General features: G+C 74.7%; 19 protein-coding genes. 9 read left to right on the top strand and 10 right to left on the bottom strand.

Annotation, left to right across the window (positions count from 1 at the left end):
* Positions 1–47 precede the first annotated feature (47 nt).
* A complete protein-coding gene (locus ACZ60W_RS32965) occupies positions 48–521 on the top strand; it encodes a hypothetical protein (RefSeq protein WP_469759076.1) in 474 nt (157 codons plus the stop codon).
* Positions 522–566: 45 nt separating this feature from the next.
* Here ACZ60W_RS32965 and ACZ60W_RS32960 read toward each other — a convergent pair whose 3' ends face one another.
* The 3 genes from ACZ60W_RS32960 to ACZ60W_RS32950 all read right to left on the bottom strand — a co-directional run bounded on the left by ACZ60W_RS32960 (position 567) and on the right by ACZ60W_RS32950 (position 2,515).
* Entirely contained in the window at positions 567–1,049 is a 483-nt protein-coding gene (locus ACZ60W_RS32960; protein WP_469759075.1) for a hypothetical protein, read from the bottom strand.
* 216 nt (positions 1,050–1,265) lie between these two features.
* Entirely contained in the window at positions 1,266–1,793 is a 528-nt protein-coding gene (locus ACZ60W_RS32955; protein WP_469759074.1) for a DinB family protein, read from the bottom strand.
* A gap of 92 nt (positions 1,794–1,885) precedes the next feature.
* The gene (locus ACZ60W_RS32950; RefSeq protein ID WP_469759073.1) at positions 1,886–2,515 is read right to left on the bottom strand and encodes a TetR/AcrR family transcriptional regulator; all 630 of its coding nucleotides are present in this window, start codon (positions 2,513–2,515) and stop codon (positions 1,886–1,888) included.
* A gap of 101 nt (positions 2,516–2,616) precedes the next feature.
* Between ACZ60W_RS32950 and ACZ60W_RS32945 the strand changes: the two genes are divergently transcribed.
* The gene (locus ACZ60W_RS32945; protein ID WP_469759072.1) at positions 2,617–3,849 is read left to right on the top strand and encodes an FAD-dependent monooxygenase; all 1,233 of its coding nucleotides are present in this window, start codon (positions 2,617–2,619) and stop codon (positions 3,847–3,849) included.
* A gap of 55 nt (positions 3,850–3,904) precedes the next feature.
* Entirely contained in the window at positions 3,905–4,810 is a 906-nt protein-coding gene (locus ACZ60W_RS32940) for a Gfo/Idh/MocA family protein (protein ID WP_469759071.1), read from the top strand.
* On the opposite strand, the gene lnt is transcribed toward ACZ60W_RS32940, so the two are convergent.
* Positions 4,755–6,368: an apolipoprotein N-acyltransferase gene (gene lnt / locus ACZ60W_RS32935; protein WP_469759070.1), complete on the bottom strand. Its 1,614-nt coding sequence runs from the start codon at positions 6,366–6,368 to the stop codon at positions 4,755–4,757. The two genes, ACZ60W_RS32940 and lnt, sit on opposite strands and share 56 nt — an antisense overlap.
* A 121-nt stretch (positions 6,369–6,489) precedes the next feature.
* A complete protein-coding gene (locus ACZ60W_RS32930) occupies positions 6,490–6,933 on the bottom strand; it encodes a nuclear transport factor 2 family protein (protein ID WP_469759069.1) in 444 nt (147 codons plus the stop codon).
* A gap of 79 nt (positions 6,934–7,012) precedes the next feature.
* On the opposite strand from ACZ60W_RS32930, the gene ACZ60W_RS32925 reads away from it, so the two are divergent.
* Positions 7,013–7,606, top strand: coding sequence for a flavin reductase family protein (locus ACZ60W_RS32925; RefSeq protein WP_469759068.1), 594 nt, complete (start codon positions 7,013–7,015; stop codon positions 7,604–7,606).
* 7 nt (positions 7,607–7,613) lie between these two features.
* Here ACZ60W_RS32925 and ACZ60W_RS32920 read toward each other — a convergent pair whose 3' ends face one another.
* Positions 7,614–8,486, bottom strand: a complete 873-nt coding sequence (locus ACZ60W_RS32920; RefSeq protein ID WP_469759067.1) for an undecaprenyl-diphosphate phosphatase — start codon at positions 8,484–8,486, stop codon at positions 7,614–7,616.
* Between the two features lie 81 nt (positions 8,487–8,567).
* The gene (locus tag ACZ60W_RS32915) at positions 8,568–9,050 is read right to left on the bottom strand and encodes a winged helix-turn-helix transcriptional regulator (RefSeq protein ID WP_469759066.1); all 483 of its coding nucleotides are present in this window, start codon (positions 9,048–9,050) and stop codon (positions 8,568–8,570) included.
* Positions 9,051–9,176: 126 nt separating this feature from the next.
* Between ACZ60W_RS32915 and ACZ60W_RS32910 the strand changes: the two genes are divergently transcribed.
* Positions 9,177–10,346 (top strand): thiolase family protein, encoded by a 1,170-nt coding sequence (locus ACZ60W_RS32910; protein ID WP_469759065.1) that lies wholly within the window; start codon positions 9,177–9,179, stop codon positions 10,344–10,346.
* Between the two features lie 16 nt (positions 10,347–10,362).
* Here ACZ60W_RS32910 and ACZ60W_RS32905 read toward each other — a convergent pair whose 3' ends face one another.
* Positions 10,363–11,118: a TVP38/TMEM64 family protein gene (locus ACZ60W_RS32905; protein WP_469759064.1), complete on the bottom strand. Its 756-nt coding sequence runs from the start codon at positions 11,116–11,118 to the stop codon at positions 10,363–10,365.
* Positions 11,119–11,212: 94 nt separating this feature from the next.
* Here ACZ60W_RS32905 and ACZ60W_RS32900 point away from each other — a divergent pair, with 94 nt between their 5' ends.
* Positions 11,213–11,914 carry a DNA alkylation repair protein gene (locus ACZ60W_RS32900; protein ID WP_469759063.1) on the top strand — a complete coding sequence of 234 codons (702 nt, stop codon included), beginning with the start codon at positions 11,213–11,215 and terminating at the stop codon, positions 11,912–11,914.
* A 43-nt stretch (positions 11,915–11,957) separates the two neighbouring features.
* Positions 11,958–12,803, top strand: a complete 846-nt coding sequence (locus tag ACZ60W_RS32895; protein ID WP_469759062.1) for a spermidine synthase — start codon at positions 11,958–11,960, stop codon at positions 12,801–12,803.
* Positions 12,804–12,833: 30 nt separating this feature from the next.
* Here ACZ60W_RS32895 and ACZ60W_RS32890 read toward each other — a convergent pair whose 3' ends face one another.
* Entirely contained in the window at positions 12,834–14,165 is a 1,332-nt protein-coding gene (locus tag ACZ60W_RS32890) for an MFS transporter (protein ID WP_469759061.1), read from the bottom strand.
* A gap of 58 nt (positions 14,166–14,223) precedes the next feature.
* Positions 14,224–15,363, bottom strand: coding sequence for a DUF8017 domain-containing protein (locus tag ACZ60W_RS32885; protein WP_469759060.1), 1,140 nt, complete (start codon positions 15,361–15,363; stop codon positions 14,224–14,226).
* Between the two features lie 82 nt (positions 15,364–15,445).
* On the opposite strand from ACZ60W_RS32885, the gene ACZ60W_RS32880 reads away from it, so the two are divergent.
* On the top strand, positions 15,446–15,898 hold the full coding sequence (locus ACZ60W_RS32880) for a DUF4442 domain-containing protein (RefSeq protein WP_469759059.1): 453 nt from the start codon (positions 15,446–15,448) through the stop codon (positions 15,896–15,898).
* Between the two features lie 134 nt (positions 15,899–16,032).
* Positions 16,033–16,686 carry a DedA family protein gene (locus ACZ60W_RS32875; RefSeq protein ID WP_469759058.1) on the top strand — a complete coding sequence of 218 codons (654 nt, stop codon included), beginning with the start codon at positions 16,033–16,035 and terminating at the stop codon, positions 16,684–16,686.
* Positions 16,687–16,779: the final 93 nt, after the last annotated feature.

The raw sequence follows: 16,779 nt of genomic DNA, 5'->3' as shown, positions 1-16,779 counted from the left end.
GGGCGGCTAGCGTCGTGCCTCCCAGTGGACGACCGGGTGGAGTGCGCGTGACCGAGCAGCAGCAGGTGTCGGACGACGGGGTCATGACCAGGATCGGGCAGGCCCTGATGCTGCTCCACGGCGGGGACCCCGAGGAGGCCCGGAACCGCTTCGGGCTGCTCTGGCAGCAGATCGGCCCGGACGGCGACCCGCTCCACCGGGCCACCCTCGCGCACTACATGGCGGACGCCCAGGACGACCCGGACACCGAGCTGGCCTGGGACCTCCGGGCGCTGGGCGCGGCCGAGGAACTCGCCGGGGAGCGGCTCGCCGCCCACGGCTCGGCGATCGCGCTGCGGGCGCTCTACCCCTCGCTCCATCTGAACCTCGCCGCCGACTACGTCAAGCTCCGCCGTCCCGACGCCGCGCGGGTCCACCTGGACCGGGCCCGGAGGGCCGCGGAGACCCTCGACGACGACGGCTACGGCAACGGGGTGCGGGCCGCGATCGAGCGGCTGGAGCTGCGGCTGCGGGGCGAGTGAGGGGCCGGGGCGGAACGGGCCCCGCGGACACCTCCCGGCCCGGGGTCACCGGCCCTGGACGCCCCGGCAGATCCTCGTGGGTTCGCTCCGGGCGTCCCAGCCGCCGTACCGCTCGCCCAGCGCGCAGAGGTCGTCGCGGGAGACGGGCGGGACCTCCGGCAGCGCGGTGAGATCCGGCAGCCGGGCCGGCAGCGGTCCGGCCGTCGGGAGCGGGCCCCGCTCCCGAGGGGGCACGGAGACCGGACGGGGGGCCTCGGGCGGCCGCGGTGCGGTCGCCCTGCGCTGCGCGCCCCGCTCCGGTCTCCCGCGGGGCGCCGCGGCCGGGGGAGCGGCGGGCAGCGCCGCTTCGAGGGCGTCGAGGGCCGGGCCCTCGACGATCTGCGGAGCCACCTGCCGGGCGGGCCGTACGGTCTCCGCCGCGGGCGCGGGGACGGGCGCCGTCGGCGGCGCGTCCACCGAGACGCAGCCCGCCAGGGCGGCGACCGCCGCCCCGACCAGGATCTTCGCTGTGGTTCGGGTTCCATGCACCCGCGCCACTCTGCTGTCCCGACGGCGATCTTCGCGCCCCTACCGGCGGGGAATGCCCCGCACGGGTGTCGGCGGCGGCACGCCCTTGACCGGCCGGGCGGCGCCGGTCGGCGCGCGCGGCCGGTTCCCTGCGTGGGTCGCCCCGGCGCGGCCTCCCCGCGCCGGCTCCCGCCCGCTGCCGGAACGCCGTCGCGGCCGGCCGCCCGTCGTGGCCGGTCAGTCGCCGGTCGCGCCGTCGATCCGCTCCCGGATCAGGTCCGCGTGGCCGTTGTGGCGGGCGTACTCCTCGATCATGTGGAGGTAGATCCACCGGAGGTTGAAGCTCTCGCCGGAGCGGTGCTCGCCCACCCCTGTGTCGTCGAGGCCGCGGCCGGCGGCCAGGGTGCGGGCGCGCGCGATCTCGCCCTGCCAGGTGGCGTGGGCCTCCGCGTAGGTGTCCTCGGCGGAGGCGTGGATGTCCCCGTCGGGGTCCTCCTCGGTCGAGTAGATCCAGGGCGCGTCCTCGCCGGCCAGGACGCGGCGGAACCAGCCGCGCTCGACCTCGGCCATGTGCCGGACCAGGCCGAGCAGGTTGAGGTCCGAGGGCGGGGCGGCCGGGGTGCGCAGCCGGGCGTCGTCCAGGCCCTGGCACTTCTGCGCGAGGGTGGCGCGGTGGAAGTCGAGCCACTGCTCCAGCGCCTCGCGTTCGCCGGAGGTGGTGGACGGGTCGACGCGGGTGGCGGTGTCGGTGCGTTCGGTGGTCATGCGCGGCATCGTCCCCCAGGTCCGCGGGCCGCGCCACGCAATTGCGGATCGGCCGGGGGTGCCTTCCCGGCGGCCGCGCGCCGGCGCCTCCGTCAGCTCTGCCGCGCAGTCCGGCCGGCGAGCATGCCGCGGAGCAACTCGTCGAACCCGGTCCGCAGCTGAGCGCGGCTGGGCACCGACGCGTGGAAGGAGCCGACCGCGCAGGAGAACATCAGGCCCTCGCACCAGGCGACCAGGGACAATGCGTGCCGCTCGGGCTCGGGCGAGCCTGCGGCGGTCATCATCGCGACCAGCGGCGTGCGGAAGGCCGAACCGGCCGCGTCGAAGAACGCGCGCAGTTCGGGGCGGCGGGTCGCCTCCAGCGCCAGCTCGTACCGGGAGACCAGCAGGGAGCGGTGGTCGGTGAGGTAGCGGTGCAGGGCGAGGGCGAGCGCGTCGACGAGGGCGTCGTCGCCGCCGTCCGGTCCCGGCATCCCGTGCGGGGTGAGGACCTCGGACTCCCGCTCCACCTGGCGCCGTACGGCCGCCTCCAGGAGGGCCTGGCGGGTGCGGGCGTGGTTGGAGGTCGATCCCTGGGGCAGCCCCGCCCGCTCGTCCACGGCGCGGTGGGTGAGGCCGCGCATCCCGCGCTCGACGAGGAGGCCGAGGGCGGCGTCGCCGATCCGCTCGGCGCGGGAGGCGGGGGACTCCGGGGCCGGGGGTCCGGCGGGGGCGGGGCTCATGGGGACAACCTACAGCCGCCCCCTACCCCGGCCACTACAGCTGTAGTACGGTCGGGGCGTCGGACTCACTACACCTGTAGTGACCGGATCCGGGAGCAGCCATGGAACAGCACCGCGCCGTCGTCGTCGGAGCCGGCATCGGCGGACTCACCGCCGCCGTCGCCCTGAGCAGGAACGGCTGGCGGGTCACCGTCCTCGAACGTGCCGCCGCCCTCACCCCCGTCGGCGCCGGAATCGCCCTCGCGCCCAACGCCCAGCGCGCCCTCGACGTCATCGGGCTCGGCGACCGCGTCCGCGCCCTCGCCGCCTGGCAGGGCGACGGCGGCATGCGCACCCCCGGCGGCCGCTGGCTCGCCCGCACCGACTCCCGGGCCGCCGCCGCCCGCTTCGGCGGGCCCCTCGTGCTGCTGCACCGCGCCACCCTCGTCGAGATCCTGGCCTCGGCCCTCCCCGAAGGAGCCGTCCGCACCGGCGTCACCGCCACCGTCACCGACCCCGGCGACGACCGCCACCCCGCCCGCGTCGCCCTCGCGGACTCCGGGGCGGGGCTCCCCGGCGAGCTGGAGGCCGACCTCGTCCTGGCCGCCGACGGCATCCACTCCGCGACCCGCCGCGCGCTCTTCCCCGGCCACCCCGGCCCCCGCTACTCCGGCAGCACCAGCTGGCGCGTCGTCGTCCCCGCCCCCGCACGCCCCTTCGCCCCCCACGAGACCTGGGGCGCCGGCCGGCTGTGGGGCAGCCAGCCCCTCCAGGACGGCCGGGTCTACGCGTACGCGATGGCCCGGGCCCCCGAGGGCGGCCACGCGCCCGACGACGAGCGCGCCGCACTGCTGCGCCTCTTCGGCGACTGGCACCACCCCGTCCCCGAGATCCTCGCCGGCGTCGCCCCCGACGGAGTGCTGCGGCACGACGTCCACCACCTGCCCGACCCGCTGCCCGCCTTCCACCGGGGCCGCGTCGCCCTCCTCGGCGACGCCGCGCACGCGATGATGCCGAGCCTCGGGCAGGGCGGGAACCAGGCCGTCGAGGATGCGGTCGTCCTGGCCCACCACGCCCGCTCCGCACCGGGTTTCGTGCCGAGCCGCGCGCTCGCCGCGTACACCGCCGACCGGCTCCCGCGCACCACCGCCCTCGTCCGCAAGGCCGCCCGCACCGGGGCCGTCACGATGCTCTCCGCCCGCCCCGCCGTCGCCCTGCGCACCGCGCTCGTCGCAGCCGCCTCCCGACTCGGACCCGGCCTCGTCCTGCGCGGCTTCGACGGGATCTGCGACTGGCGCCCGCCCGTCGGGGAACCCGGGGCCGCCGGGACCGCGGCCCTGCCCCGCGTAAGCTGACCAGCGCGAACGGCCCGGCCGACCGCGGCCGGTGAACGACGACAAGGGAGACCCCGTGAAGGTTGGCTGCATCGGACTCGGCGACATCGCGCAGAAGGCCTATCTCCCCGTCCTCGCCACCCTGCCCGGGGTCGAACTCCACCTGCAGACCCGGACGCGCGCGACCCTGGACCGGGTGGCCGACACCCTGCACCTGCCCGCCGCGCGGCGCCACGGGGACCTCGACTCGCTGCTCTCCGCCGGGATCGACGCCGCGTTCGTCCACGCCTCCACCGCCGCGCACGCGGAGATCGCCGGCCGGCTCCTGGACGCCGGGGTGCCCACCTACGTCGACAAGCCCCTCGCCTACGCCTACGCCGACTCCGAGCGGATCGTGGAGCTCGCCGAGAAGCGTTCGGTCTCCCTCGCCGTCGGCTTCAACCGTCGTCTCGCGCCGAGTTACGCCCAGTGCCTGGAGCACCCGAGGGACCTGATCCTGCTGCAGAAGAACCGGGTCGGCCTTCCCGAGGACCCCCGCACCCTGGTCCTCGACGACTTCATCCACGTCGTCGACACGCTGCGCTTCCTCCTCCCCGGCGAGATCGAGCACGTCGACGTGCGGGCCCGCGTCCGCGAGGGGCTCATGCACCACGTCGTGCTCCAGCTCTCCGGCGACGGCTTCACCGCCCTCGGCATGATGAACCGGATGAACGGCTCCACGGAGGAGGTCCTGGAGGTCTCCGGCCAGGACACCAAGCGGCAGGTGCTCAACCTCGCGGACGTGATCGACCACAAGGGCCAGCCGACCGTGCGCCGGCGCGGGGACTGGGTGCCGGTGGCCCGGCAGCGCGGCATCGAGCAGGCCGTCCTCTCCTTCCTCGACGCCGTGCGCGAGGGCCGGGTCCTCAGCGCCCGCGACGCCCTCCTCACCCACGAGCTGTGCGAGCGCGTGGTGCGCGAGGCGCTGGCGCAGGCGTCCTGAGCGCACCGGCGGCTCCGGCGGCGCAGACCGCGCCGACCACCACGAGCGCGCCGTACACGGGCCAGTCGCCCCACCGGACGTAGAGCGTCGTCGTCCCCGACAGGGGCAGTTCGCGCACGACGGCGGCGCTCGCCCCGGTTCCCAGCGAGGGACCGGCCGGCCGGCCGTCGGGACCGTACGCGGCACTGATCCCGGTGAGCGTCGCGTGGACGACGGGGCGGCCCGTCTCGGCCGCCCGCAGGGCCCCGAGGGAGGCGTGCTGGGCGGGCGCCCAGCTGTTCTGGAAGGTGCTGGTGGAGGACTGCACCACGAGGAGCGCGGCGCCTTCGCGGGCCAGGTGACGGCTCATGTCGGGGAAGGCCGACTCGAAGCAGACCAGCGGCCCGACCCGCAGCTCCGCACCGCCCGCCCCGCGGGCCGGCAGCGTCATGACGACGGGCTCGGTCCCGCGCCGACGGTCCTCCTCGGCGGCCCGGCCGGCCGACGTCACCCAGCCGAGCACGCCGCGGGCCGGGACGTACTCGCCGAAGGGGACCAGCCGCATCTTGTCGTAGCGGTCGCCCGTGAGGCCCTCCGGTCCGACCAGGACGGCGCTCTTGCGGATGCCGGGCCGGTCGGCCCCCCGCGCGTCCACGTTCACCAGGAGGGGCGCGTCGACCGCCCGGGACAGCGCGGTGAGCCGGGCCACGAGCACCGGGTCGCCCGTGGGGTCGGCGCCCACGCCGCTCTCGCCCCAGACCACCAGGTCGAGCTGCCGGCCGGCGAGCGCGCGGGTCAGCTCCTCGGCGCGGGCCAGGCGCCGCTCGGGCCCCTGCCTGCCCTCGAACACCCCCGGCTGCACCAGGGCGACCCGTACCGTCCCGGTCTCGCGCGGCACCGGCACGCCCCAGGCCGCGGTCGCCGTCACCAGCGCGCACGCGGTGAGGCCCGCGAACCCGACGGCACGCGGTCTCGCCACCAGCAGGACGACCGCCGTGTTCACGGCCACCACCAGGAAGCTCACCAGCCACACCCCGCCGACCGAGGCGAGTCGCAGCGCGGCCGGCACCTGCCACTGGCTCGCCCCGAGCAGCCCCCACGGGCCGCCGAGCCCCTCCCAGGAGCGGACCAGCTCGACCACGAGCCAGCCCGAGGGCACCGCGAGCAGTGCGGCGGCGGCCCGTGGCGCCGACGGAAGGCCGCCGAGCAGCGCGCGCACGAGCCATCCCCACGGCAGCCACAACAGGCCGAGGAGCGCGGCGAGCGGGAAGAGGAACACGTGCAGGCTCGGCAGCAGCCAGTGGTGCAGGGCCAGCACGAAGCCGAGGCCGCCGAGCCAGCCGTCGAGCCCGGCGCGCCGGAACCCCGGCGCCGTCCGGATCAGCAGCAGCCAGGGCACCAGTGCCAGGTACGCCCACCACCACAGGCCGGGCGCGGGGAAGGCGAGCGCGGGAAGGGCCCCGCAGCCGACGGCGAGCACCGCACGCCCCGCGGCGCGGCCCGCGCCGCGGGCCCCGGACGCCGCGCGGCCCGCGTCCCCGGCCCGGCTCCCGCGGCGGCTCGTGAACGGAGCGCGCATGACGTGCCTCCCGTCGCTGCTTCCAGTGTCCGCGCTCCGGACGGACGGGGCTCCGCGGGCCCGTCGGACCGGGGGGCGGAGCGCGCCCACCCGGGCGTCCGTCCGCCGCCGGGGCGGGCGTTCAGAGGCGGCGCCACCGCTCGTCGACGACGACCGAGCGCAGGCGCCAGCCCTCGGCGGTGCGCCGCGCGGTGAAGGCGTAGCGCCCGCCGCAGACGAAGTCCTCGCCGGAGGAGAAGCGCATCGGGTTGACGTAGTCGGCGCGGACCGACGCCTCGTCGCCCGGCTGCGGGTAGCCGCCCGGCGACCGGAAGACGACCAGCCGGTTGACGATGAGGTGCTGGCGGACCGGGAAGAGGGTCATCGTCTCGGCGAGCCAGTCGGCCACCTCGCCGGCCGGTCCCTCGACGCCTCCCGAACCCCGGTAGTCGGCCCGGCCGTCCGGGGTGAAGAGCCCCCGGTAGGCGGTCCAGTCGCCGTCGTCCACGGCCGCCGCGTACCCGGAGACCAGGTCGTCGACGGCAAGACGGTCCATCACGGTCGCGAGGTCCACGCGCTGCGTCATCGGCACAGTGTCGGGCAGCGGGGCCGCAGGGCCAAGAGGCGTGCGCGGGGCAGGACGGGACGCGGTCATACTGTCGGACATGCGCGTGCACATCGATCCCCGTCAGACCGACGCCACCACCTTCTACCGGCTGCTCACCGCCACGGTCGTGCCCCGGCCCATCGCCTGGGTGTCGACGACGTCGGCCGACGGGACGGACAACCTCGCCCCGCACTCCTTCTTCACGATCGCCTCGGTCACGCCGCCGGTCGTCCAGTTCACGTCGGTGGGCCGCAAGGACTCGCTGCGGAACGTGGAGGAGACGGGGGAGTTCGTCGTGAACCTCGCCCCGCAGGGCCTCTTCGAGCAGATCAACGCGACGGCGACGGACTTCCCGCGAGGGGTCAGCGAGTTCGACGCCTGCGGCGTGGAGCGGGAGCCCAGCCTGCTCGTCAAGCCGCCGCGGGTCGCCGGGTCGCCCGTGGCCCTGGAGTGCGAGCTGCACAGCACGCTGCGCATCGGCGACTCGACGGTGGTCTTCGGCCGGGTCGTGCACGCGGCCGTGGAGGAGTCGGTCCTCGTCGACGGCCACCCCGAGATGGCGCTGATGCGCCCGCTGTCCCGCCTCGGCAAGAACGAGTGGGGCACCCTGGGCGGCATCGAGGAGATCGCCAGGGTGCCCTACCGGGACTGAGGCCGGGTCAGCCGGCCGACTCGCCCGCGTGCGGGCTCAGGACGCCGGTGCCGACCAGGATGAACAGCAGGACGCCGAGCAGGATGCGGTAGATCACGAAGGGCATGAAGCTCTTGGTGGTGATGAACTTCATGAACCAGGCGATCACGGCGTAGCCGACGGCGAAGGCGACGATCGTGGCGAAGATGGTCGGCCCCCAGGAGACGTGCCCCTCGCCCGCGTCCTTCAGCTCGAAGACGCCGGACGCGAGGACCGCCGGGATCGCCAGCAGGAACGAGTAGCGGGCGGCGGACTCGCGGGTGTACCCCATGAGCAGACCGCCGGAGATCGTCGCGCCGGAGCGGGAGACGCCGGGGATGAGGGCCATCGCCTGGCACATGCCGTAGATGAGGCCGTCCTTCACGCCGAGGTCCTTGAGCGTCTTGCGCTCGCGCACGACCCGGTGACGTCCGCCGATCTCGTCGCGCGCGGCCAGCCGGTCGGCGACGCCGAGGACGATGCCCATGACGATCAGGGTGGTCGCGATCAGCCGCAGGTCGCGGAAGGGGCCCTCGATCTGGTCCTTGAACGTGACGCCGAGGACACCGATCGGGATCGAGCCGACGATCACCAGCCAGCCCATCTGGGCGTCGTGGTCGGACCGCATCGCCTTGTCGGTGAGCGAGCGGAACCAGGCCGAGACGATCCTGGCGATGTCCTTGCGGAAGTAGATGAGGACAGCGGTCTCCGTGCCGATCTGGGTGATCGCCGTGAAGGCCGCGCCGGGATCGTGCCATCCGGCGAAGGCCGCGGTGAGACGGAGGTGCGCGCTGGAGGAGATGGGAAGGAACTCCGTCAGCCCCTGGACGAGCCCGAGGATGAACGATTCGAACCAACTCATGGGGCTAGGGCCGTCCCGTTATGTACGTGTGCGGTCAGAAGGTCGAGCGCAGCGTACCTTCCCAAGATGACGGCGAGGCCCTCAGGCCCGGGCGGGGTCCGTGACGGGGTCCACCGGCCCCGCCGTCGTCCAGCCGGGTGACCTCACGTGGTGGCTGAGACGCGTCCGGTCGGCCTCGCCCCCGCAGTGCGCGCACACCAGCCGGGGGCTGAGCACCTCGCCGCAGTCGTGCTCCAGGACGACCGGGCGGTCGTCCGGGTTGAGGTGGCGGTCGCCCCAGGCCATCAGGGTCACCAGGACCGGCTGGAGCTCCTCGCCGGCCGCCGTGGCCCGGTACTCGAAGCGGGGCGGGCGCTCGCTGTAGCGCACCTTCTCCACGATCCCGGCCTCGACGAGCCGCTTCAGCCGGGCGGTGAGGATGTCGCGGGGCGCCCCGGTGTTGCGGGCGATCCGGTCGAAGCGGTGCACGCCGAGCGAGATCTCGCGGAGGACGAGCAGCGCGTACTTCTCGCCGACGAGCGCGAGGGTGTCGGCGATCGAGCAGGGGCGGGGGGCAGCCTTCATGGGGCCAGCCTAAGCCGGCACCGCGCGGGCGGGTCCAGGAATCCAACCCGGTGGGTTTGAAAACCCAACTCACTCGGCTACGTTACTCACCAGTGTCGGTCCACTTCTCCCCCTCAGGAGGCTGTCATGCGCGACGCCGTCATCGTCGAAGCCGTCCGGACCCCCATGGGGAAGGGCAGGACGGGCGGGGCCCTGTCCCACGTCCATCCCGTCGCCCTCCTCTCGCACACCCTGCGCGCCCTCGTCGAACGCAGCGGCATCGACCCCGCCCTCGTCGACGACGTGATCGGCGGCACCGTCGACCAGGTCGGCGAGCAGGCCATGAACACCACCCGCTACGCCTGGCTCGGCGCCGGATTCCCCGACTCCGTGCCCGCCACCACCGTCGACCGCCAGTGCGGCTCCTCCCAGCAGGCCGTCCACTTCGCCGCCCAGGGCGTGCTCTCCGGGTCGTACGACATCGCCATCGCCTGCGGGGTCGAGTCCATGAGCCGGGTCCCGATGTGGTCGAACGTGCCGCCGGGCGCCGACCCCTTCGGGCCCGGCGTCGCCGCGCGCTTCCCCGAGGGACTCGTCCCGCAGGGCGTCAGCGCCGAACTGATCGCCGCCAAGTGGTCGATCTCCCGCGAGGCCATGGACGCGTTCGCCACCGCGTCGCACACCAAGGCGGCCCGCGCCTGGGAGGCCGGGCTCTTCGGCGACGAGGTCGTCCCTCACGAGGGAGTCCGCCGCGACGAGTCGGTGCGCCCCACGACCACCCCCGAGATCCTCGCCGGCCTGCGCCCCGCCTTCGAGGACCCCGCCTTCGCCGCGCGCTTCCCGCAGATCGACTGGTCCGTCACCGCCGGCAACAGCAGCCCCGTCAACGACGGCGCCTCCGCCGTGCTCGTCATGGAGGCGGAGACCGCCCGCCGGCTCGGCCTGCGGCCCCTCGCCCGGCTGCACGGCTTCGCCGTCACCGGCTCCGACCCGCTCCTCATGCTCACCGGCGTCATCCCCGCCACCGAGAAGGTGCTGCGCCGCACCGGCCTCTCCCTGGACGACATCGACCTCTTCGAGATCAACGAGGCCTTCGCCAGTGTCGTCCTCGCCTGGCAGCAGGAGACCGGCGCCGACCCGGCCAAGGTCAACGTCCACGGCGGCGCCATCGCCCTCGGCCACCCCCTGGGAGCCAGCGGCACCCGGATCGCCACGACCCTCGTCCACGCCCTCCGGGCCCGCGGCGCCCGCTACGGCCTCCAGGCCATGTGCGAGGCGGGCGGCCTCGCCAACGCGATGATCGTCGAGGCGCTGTAGCGGCCGACCGCCGGCGTCAGCCCGCGGTGCCCACCGGCTCCCGCTCCGGCGCGGGGGCCGGGACGGGAGCCGGCGCCCGCAGACCGTGCCGCTTGCGCCACGCCACCACCGCGGCGGCGAGACCCGACAGCACGATGAACCCCGCCGAGAAGAGGAAGGCCGGGGAGCCCGGCGAACCGGCCTGGGCGCCCGCCACCACGTACGCCGTCGTGTTCGGCACCGTGCCCAGCGCCGTCGCGAGGAGGAACGGCACGTACCCCATGCGGGAGACCGCGGCGCAGTAGTTGGCGGCCGCGAACGGCACGCCGGGGAACAGACGGATCGCCAGCATCGAACGGAACCCGTGCCGGCTCAGCTGGCCGTCCGCCGCCTTCAGCCAGCGTCCCCGCAGCAGCGGCCGCAGCGCGTCCTGCCCCAGGTACCGGCCCAGGGTGAAGGAGATCCCCGCGCCCAGCACCGTCCCCGCGACCGCCGCGGTCAGGCCGAACGCGGAGCCGAACACGGCGCCCGCGGCCAGGTTGAGCACCGGCCGCGGCACGAAGGCCGCCGTGCACACCCCGTACGCGAGACCGAACAGCAGCACCGCCCCGGCGCCGTTCGCCTCCGGCGACCAGCCCGAGGAGAGCAGCCGCTGTGGCTCGTACAGCACCACGAGGGCCGCGGCGCCGAGCAGCAGCAGGGCCAGGAAGGAGAGCCGCGAGCGCGGCGACAGCAGGGCCCGGGAGCAGCGGACGGCCAGGGAGCCCGGCGGCCGGGGGGCGGGAGCGAGCATTCGGGGAGAGTAACGGACGCGTCCGTATGATCGCCGTAATGTGCGTCATGTCCGTCCGGGCCCGCCCGGAGCGCCCCATGGCCGAAAGACCCCCATGACCGACACCGCGCCCCCCGGCAGCGCCCTCGCCGACACCGTCCTGGAGCGGCTCACCACGCTCTACCCGGCCGCCGGAAACCCCTTCAGGGCGCAGGAGATGGTCGCGTACATGAAGGGCGTGGCGCCCTTCCTGGGGATCCGCACCCCCGAGCGCCGCGCCCTCTCCCGCACCGTCCTCGACGGGACCCCGCGCCCCGACGAGCGCGACTGCACGGCCGTCGCCCTGCGCTGCTTCGCCCTCCCCGAGCGCGAGTACCACTACTTCGCCGTCGACTACCTCCGCCGCCACGTGAAGCGCTGCTCCCCGGACTTCCTCCCGGTCGCCCACCGGCTCGTCACCACCGTCTCCTGGTGGGACACGGTCGACCACCTCGCCGCCCACGTCGTCGGCGGGCTCGTCGCCGCCGAACCCTCCCTCGCGGCCCGCATGGACGAGTGGATCGAGGACGACGACCTGTGGGTCGCCCGCACCGCCCTCCTGCACCAGCTCCGGTTCAAGGAGTCCACCGACGCCGACCGGCTGTTCGCCCACTGCCTCCGCCGCGCCGCCGACACGGACTTCTTCCTCCGCAAGGCGATCGGATGGAGCCTGCGCGAGTACGGCAAGACCGCGCCCGCGGAGGTCCGCGCCTTCGTCGCCGCGCACGCCTCCCGGCTCTCCCCGCTCTCCGTCCGCGAGGCGCTCAGGCACCTGTGACCCGCCCCGGCACCCGCCGGCCGGTGACCGGCACAATGAGGGCGTGAACGAGCACATCCCCGTCATCCGCGAGGTCGACCAGGGCACCGCGCGCCTCATGCCCGACGTGGACCGGGAGCGCGCCTGGCTCCTGACGGTCGACGGCGCCCCGCAGTCGTACGTGGACCTGGACGACCCGGCCCACCTGGAGTTCGAGTACGCGCGGCGCCTCGGCCACGTCGTCGACGGCGCCGCCGGCGAGGGGCAGCCCCTCGACGTCCTGCACCTGGGCGGCGGCGGGCTCTCGCTGCCGCGGTACGTCGCGGTCACCCGCCCCGGCTCGCGCCAGGACGTCGTCGAGGCGGACCGGGGCCTGCTCGACCTGGTCGCCGCTCACCTGCCACTGCCGGACGCCTCGGGGATCACCGTGCACGGCGCCGACGCCCGCGGCTGGCTGGAGGCCGCGCCCGCCGCCTCGGCCGACCTGATCGTCGGCGACGTGTTCGGCGGCTCGCGGGTCCCCGCGCACCTCACCTCCGTCGAGTACGCGCGCGAGGTGCGCCGGGTCCTGCGGCCCGGCGGCCTCTACGCCGCCAACCTCGCCGACGGCGCCCCCTTCGGCTTCCTCCGCTCCCAGCTCGCCACCTTCGCCGGCGTCTTTCCCGAGTTGGCGCTCGTCGCCGAACCGGCCGTCCTGCGCGGCCGCCGCTTCGGCAACGCCGTCCTCGTCGCCTCCGCCCGCGGCATCGACCTCGCGCACCTCGCCCGCCGGGCCGCCGCGGACGCCTTCCCCGCGCGCGTGGAGCACGGCGCGAGCCTCGACCGGTTCACCGCGGGAGCCGAGCCGGTCCGGGACACGGGCGCCGTGCCGTCGCCGGTCCCCCCGGACGGGGCCTTCGGCATCGGCTGACGCCCGGACGCCGCTCAGACGCCCTGCGGCTCAGACCCCCTGCGGCGCCGGCGCCTGCTCCGGTTCGGCCGAGGGGTCGCGCGGCCCGCCCGCGACCTCCTTGGTGTGCGAACGGCGGGTCAGGTTCCGCACGTCCGGCACGAGGAGGACGAGAGCGGTGACGAGCACCATGAGGACGGCGGCGCCCCAGAGCGCCTCGCTGCGTCCGAAGGCGATCTCCGCGGGACCCGCGAGGGCGGTGGAGAGGGGGAGCAGGGCCGTCGAGCCGAACCAGTCGTAGGCCGAGACCCGGGAGAGCTTGTCCTCCGGGATCTCCTGGTGCAGCGCCGTCATCCAGGAGACGCCGAAGACCTCGATGGCCACGCCGCTGACGAACATCGCGGCCGTCAGCCCCGGCGCCGGCAGCGGCATGGCGAGCGCCGCCGAGGGCAGGGCGATGGGGAAGACGCACAGGGTCCCGACGTAGAGCAGGCGACGGGGCTTCCACCGGGTCATGAGGACCGCTCCGGCGACGGTCCCGACGCCGTAGGCCGCCAGGGCGAGGCCCCAGGGGCGCGCGCCGCCGAGCTGGTCACGGGCGACCAGCGGCCCGAAGACCGACTCGACCGCGCCGATCAGCGCCACCACCACCGAGAACTGGGCGACGATCGACCACAGCCACGGCCGGCCGACGAACTCCTGCCAGCCCTCGCGCAGATCGGCGAAGAGGCCGCCGCTCGGGGCGCGCTCCGGAATGCCGTCCACGTCGAGGAAGGCGCGCAGGCCGCCCGCGGCGGCGAAGGCCAGCGCGTCGACGGCGAGGACCCAGCCGGGTCCCACGAAGGCGACCAGCGCGCCGCCGAGCGCGGCCCCGCCGATCCCGGCGCCGTGCATGGCCATGCGGTAGACGGCGAACGCCCGGCTCGCCTGCTCCCCGCTGACGCTGGCCATCAGCATGGCCTCGGCCGCCGGGTTGAAGAACGCCTGCCCGGTGCCGCAGAGGGCGGTGAGCACCATCATCTGCCAGAGCTGCGCCTGGCCGGAGATGACGAGGGCCGCGAAGACGGCCTGCGAGACGCAGTTGAGGGCGTTCGCCGCGACCATCACCCGGTGCCGGGGTATCCGGTCGGCGACCGCGCCGCCGATGAGCAGGAAGAGTACGAGCGGCAGGAAGCGCGCCATCGCCACGAGCCCGGCGTCCCCCGCGTCGCCGCCGGATTCGAAGACCGCCCAGGTCGTGGCGATCAGCGCGCCGTGCGCGCCGAGGTTGGTCACGATGGTGGCCGCGGTCAGCAGCACGTAGTTGCGGCCCGCCCACGCGGGGCGCCGCGAGGCGAGCGGGGCGCGGCCGGGGGAGGCGGGGGAGTCGGCGGGATTGGTCACCCCGGGACTATCCCTGCCGCCTCCCCCTCCTGCCAAACCGGTATCCGGTGCCGACGCCTCAGGAACCGGACGCGAGCCGGACCGTGGAGAGGATCTGGCGGATGGTCGCGTCGGGCAGCTCGTCCTTCACGCCGTCCGCCCCGTAGAGCACCCAGGTCGTGAAGTCGCCCGCGGTGTTCTTGAACGTGAAGGCGAACGCCTTGCCGTCCGACTCGCACTTGTTGCGCTTCTTGACGTTCGGCGCCGTGGCGGTCGACAGGCTGCCGGTCAGCCCCGACTTGGTGGTGTACGGCACCGCCTTGGTGATCTTGATGGTGTTCTGCGGCATGTGCTGCGCGTAGCCGCCCCACACCCAGGTGCCGGCCTCGTTGTACGCGGCCTCCGAGGTGCTCTTGGCGCCCTGGCCGCCCTTGGTGCCCGCGGTGCTCAGGCCCCAGGTCTCCTCGGTGCCGTTCTTGTCGGTGTCGTAGGTGCACCACTTGCTCTTGAAGCGGGTGGGGCTGGACATCGTGACGAGCGGCGAGCCGTCGTTCTTCTTCTCGTCGTCGAAGTAGGTGATCGACCCCGGCTTCAGAACCTCCCACTCGGGCGGGACGTCGAAGAGGGTGCCGTACTTCGGGTTGTGGACGACCTTCCAGCCCGGGATGGTGGGCTGCTGCGCGGCTCCGTCGCGGGGGTTGTCCAGCGACGGGGAGGCGCTGGGCGTCGCCTCCCCGGAGGGGGCCGAAACCGTCGCGGACGGCTTCGGGTCGCCCGCGTCGGTGGTCTTGTCGTCGTCCTTGCCGAGCACCAGGTAGCCGGTGACGCCTGCGGCGACGACCACCGCGGTCGCGGCGACGATCGCCACGAGGGTGGTCTTCTTCTTCCCGCCGCCGGGCCCGCCCGGCTGTCCCGGGCCGGGCACCGCGTACTGCTGCGGCATGGTCGGCTGCTGGTACGGGTTCGGCTGTCCGTATCCGGGCTGCTGTCCGTATCCCTGCTGCGGGTAGCCCTGCCCCGCGGGCTGCTGCTGCGGGTACCCCGGCTGGGGCGGCTGCTGCTGCGGATAGCCGGGCTGTGTCGGCGGCTGCGGGTACCCGGGCTGGGCCGGCGGCTGCTGGTACGGGTTCGGCTGCTGGTACCCCGACTGCTGGTAGGGGTTCTGACTCTGGTCCTGCGGGTTCTGCTCGCCCCCGGGCGGCTGCTGTCCTGGCCACATGGCCAGTAACCATAGAGGTGTGCGGCCGGCGGGACCACGAGAGGGATGGCCAAGGCTGCTACTGGTGGGTAACATCACGGCCATGAGCGCAGACCAGATGAACGTCGGCGAGATGCTCGCCGCCACGGTCCCCATGGCCGGAACCCTCAACCTGGAGTTCCTGGAGACCACCGCCGAGCGCGCCGTCGTGCGCCTGCCGGACCAGCCCGCCTACCACAACCACGTCGGCGGCCCCCACGCCGGAGCGATGTTCACCCTCGCCGAGTCCGCCAGCGGCGCCATCGTCCTCGCCGCCTTCGGCGACCAGCTCGGCCGCGCCGTCCCCCTCGCCGTCAAGGCCGAGATCGGCTACAAGAAGCTCGCGATGGGCCCCGTCACCGCGACCGCGACCCTCGGCCGCCCCGTCGCCGACGTCGTCGCCGACCTCGACGCCGGGCAGCGCCCCGAGTTCCCGGTCCGCATCGACATCACCCGCGAGGACGGCGCCGTCACCGGCGAGATGACGGTCGTCTGGACCCTCCGCCCCCACGGCTGACAGCCGGCCCCCGCACCGCCCGCGGGTGACCCAGGACTCACCACGGGCGTCGAGGTCCGTCCGCTCCGACCGATAGGCTTCCCGGGCGTGCCCGACGCGGTGCACGCCGGGCGGCCGACACGGGAGGAACCGCGTTGCACGTGCAGGAATGGCTGGAGACGATCCCGGCGGTCGCGATCTACGCACTGGTGGGCGTGGTGATCGGCCTGGAGAGCCTGGGCATCCCGCTGCCCGGCGAGATCGTGCTCGTGAGCTCGGCGCTGCTCGCCTCGCAGCACGGCGACATCAACCCGTACGTCCTGGGCGCCTGCGCCACCGCCGGCGCGATCATCGGCGACTCGATCGGCTACGCCATCGGCCGCAAGGGCGGTCGGCCGCTGCTCGCCTGGCTCGGCCGCAGATTCCCCAAGCACTTCAGCGAGGCCAACATCGGGCTCGCCGAGCAGTCCTTCCAGAAGTGGGGCATGTGGGCGGTCTTCTTCGGCCGCTTCATCGCGCTCCTGCGGATCTTCGCCGGTCCGCTCGCGGGCGTCCTGCACATGCCGTACTGGAAGTTCCTCGTCGCCAACGTCCTCGGCGGCATCCTCTGGGCCGGCGGCACCACGGCCGTCATCTACTCGGTCGGCGTCGTCGCCGAGGCCTGGCTCAAGCGCTTCTCCTGGCTCGGCCTCGTCCTCGCCGTGCTGATCGGCGTCACCTCGATGCTGATCGTCCGCAACCGCGCCCGGAAGGCGGCGGCCGAGCGGGCCGCCTCCCCCGAGGCGGAGCCGGTCCCGGTCGCGGACTGACCCCGGACGGAACGCGGGGGGGGGGGGGGGGGGGGGGGGGGGGGGGGGGGGGGGGGGGGGGGGGGGGGGGGGGGGGGGGGGGGGGGGGGGGGT

It is taken from the genome of Streptomyces sp. NPDC104202 (genome assembly GCF_055584185.1).
This window is presented reverse-complemented; position numbering and strand designations above follow the sequence as displayed.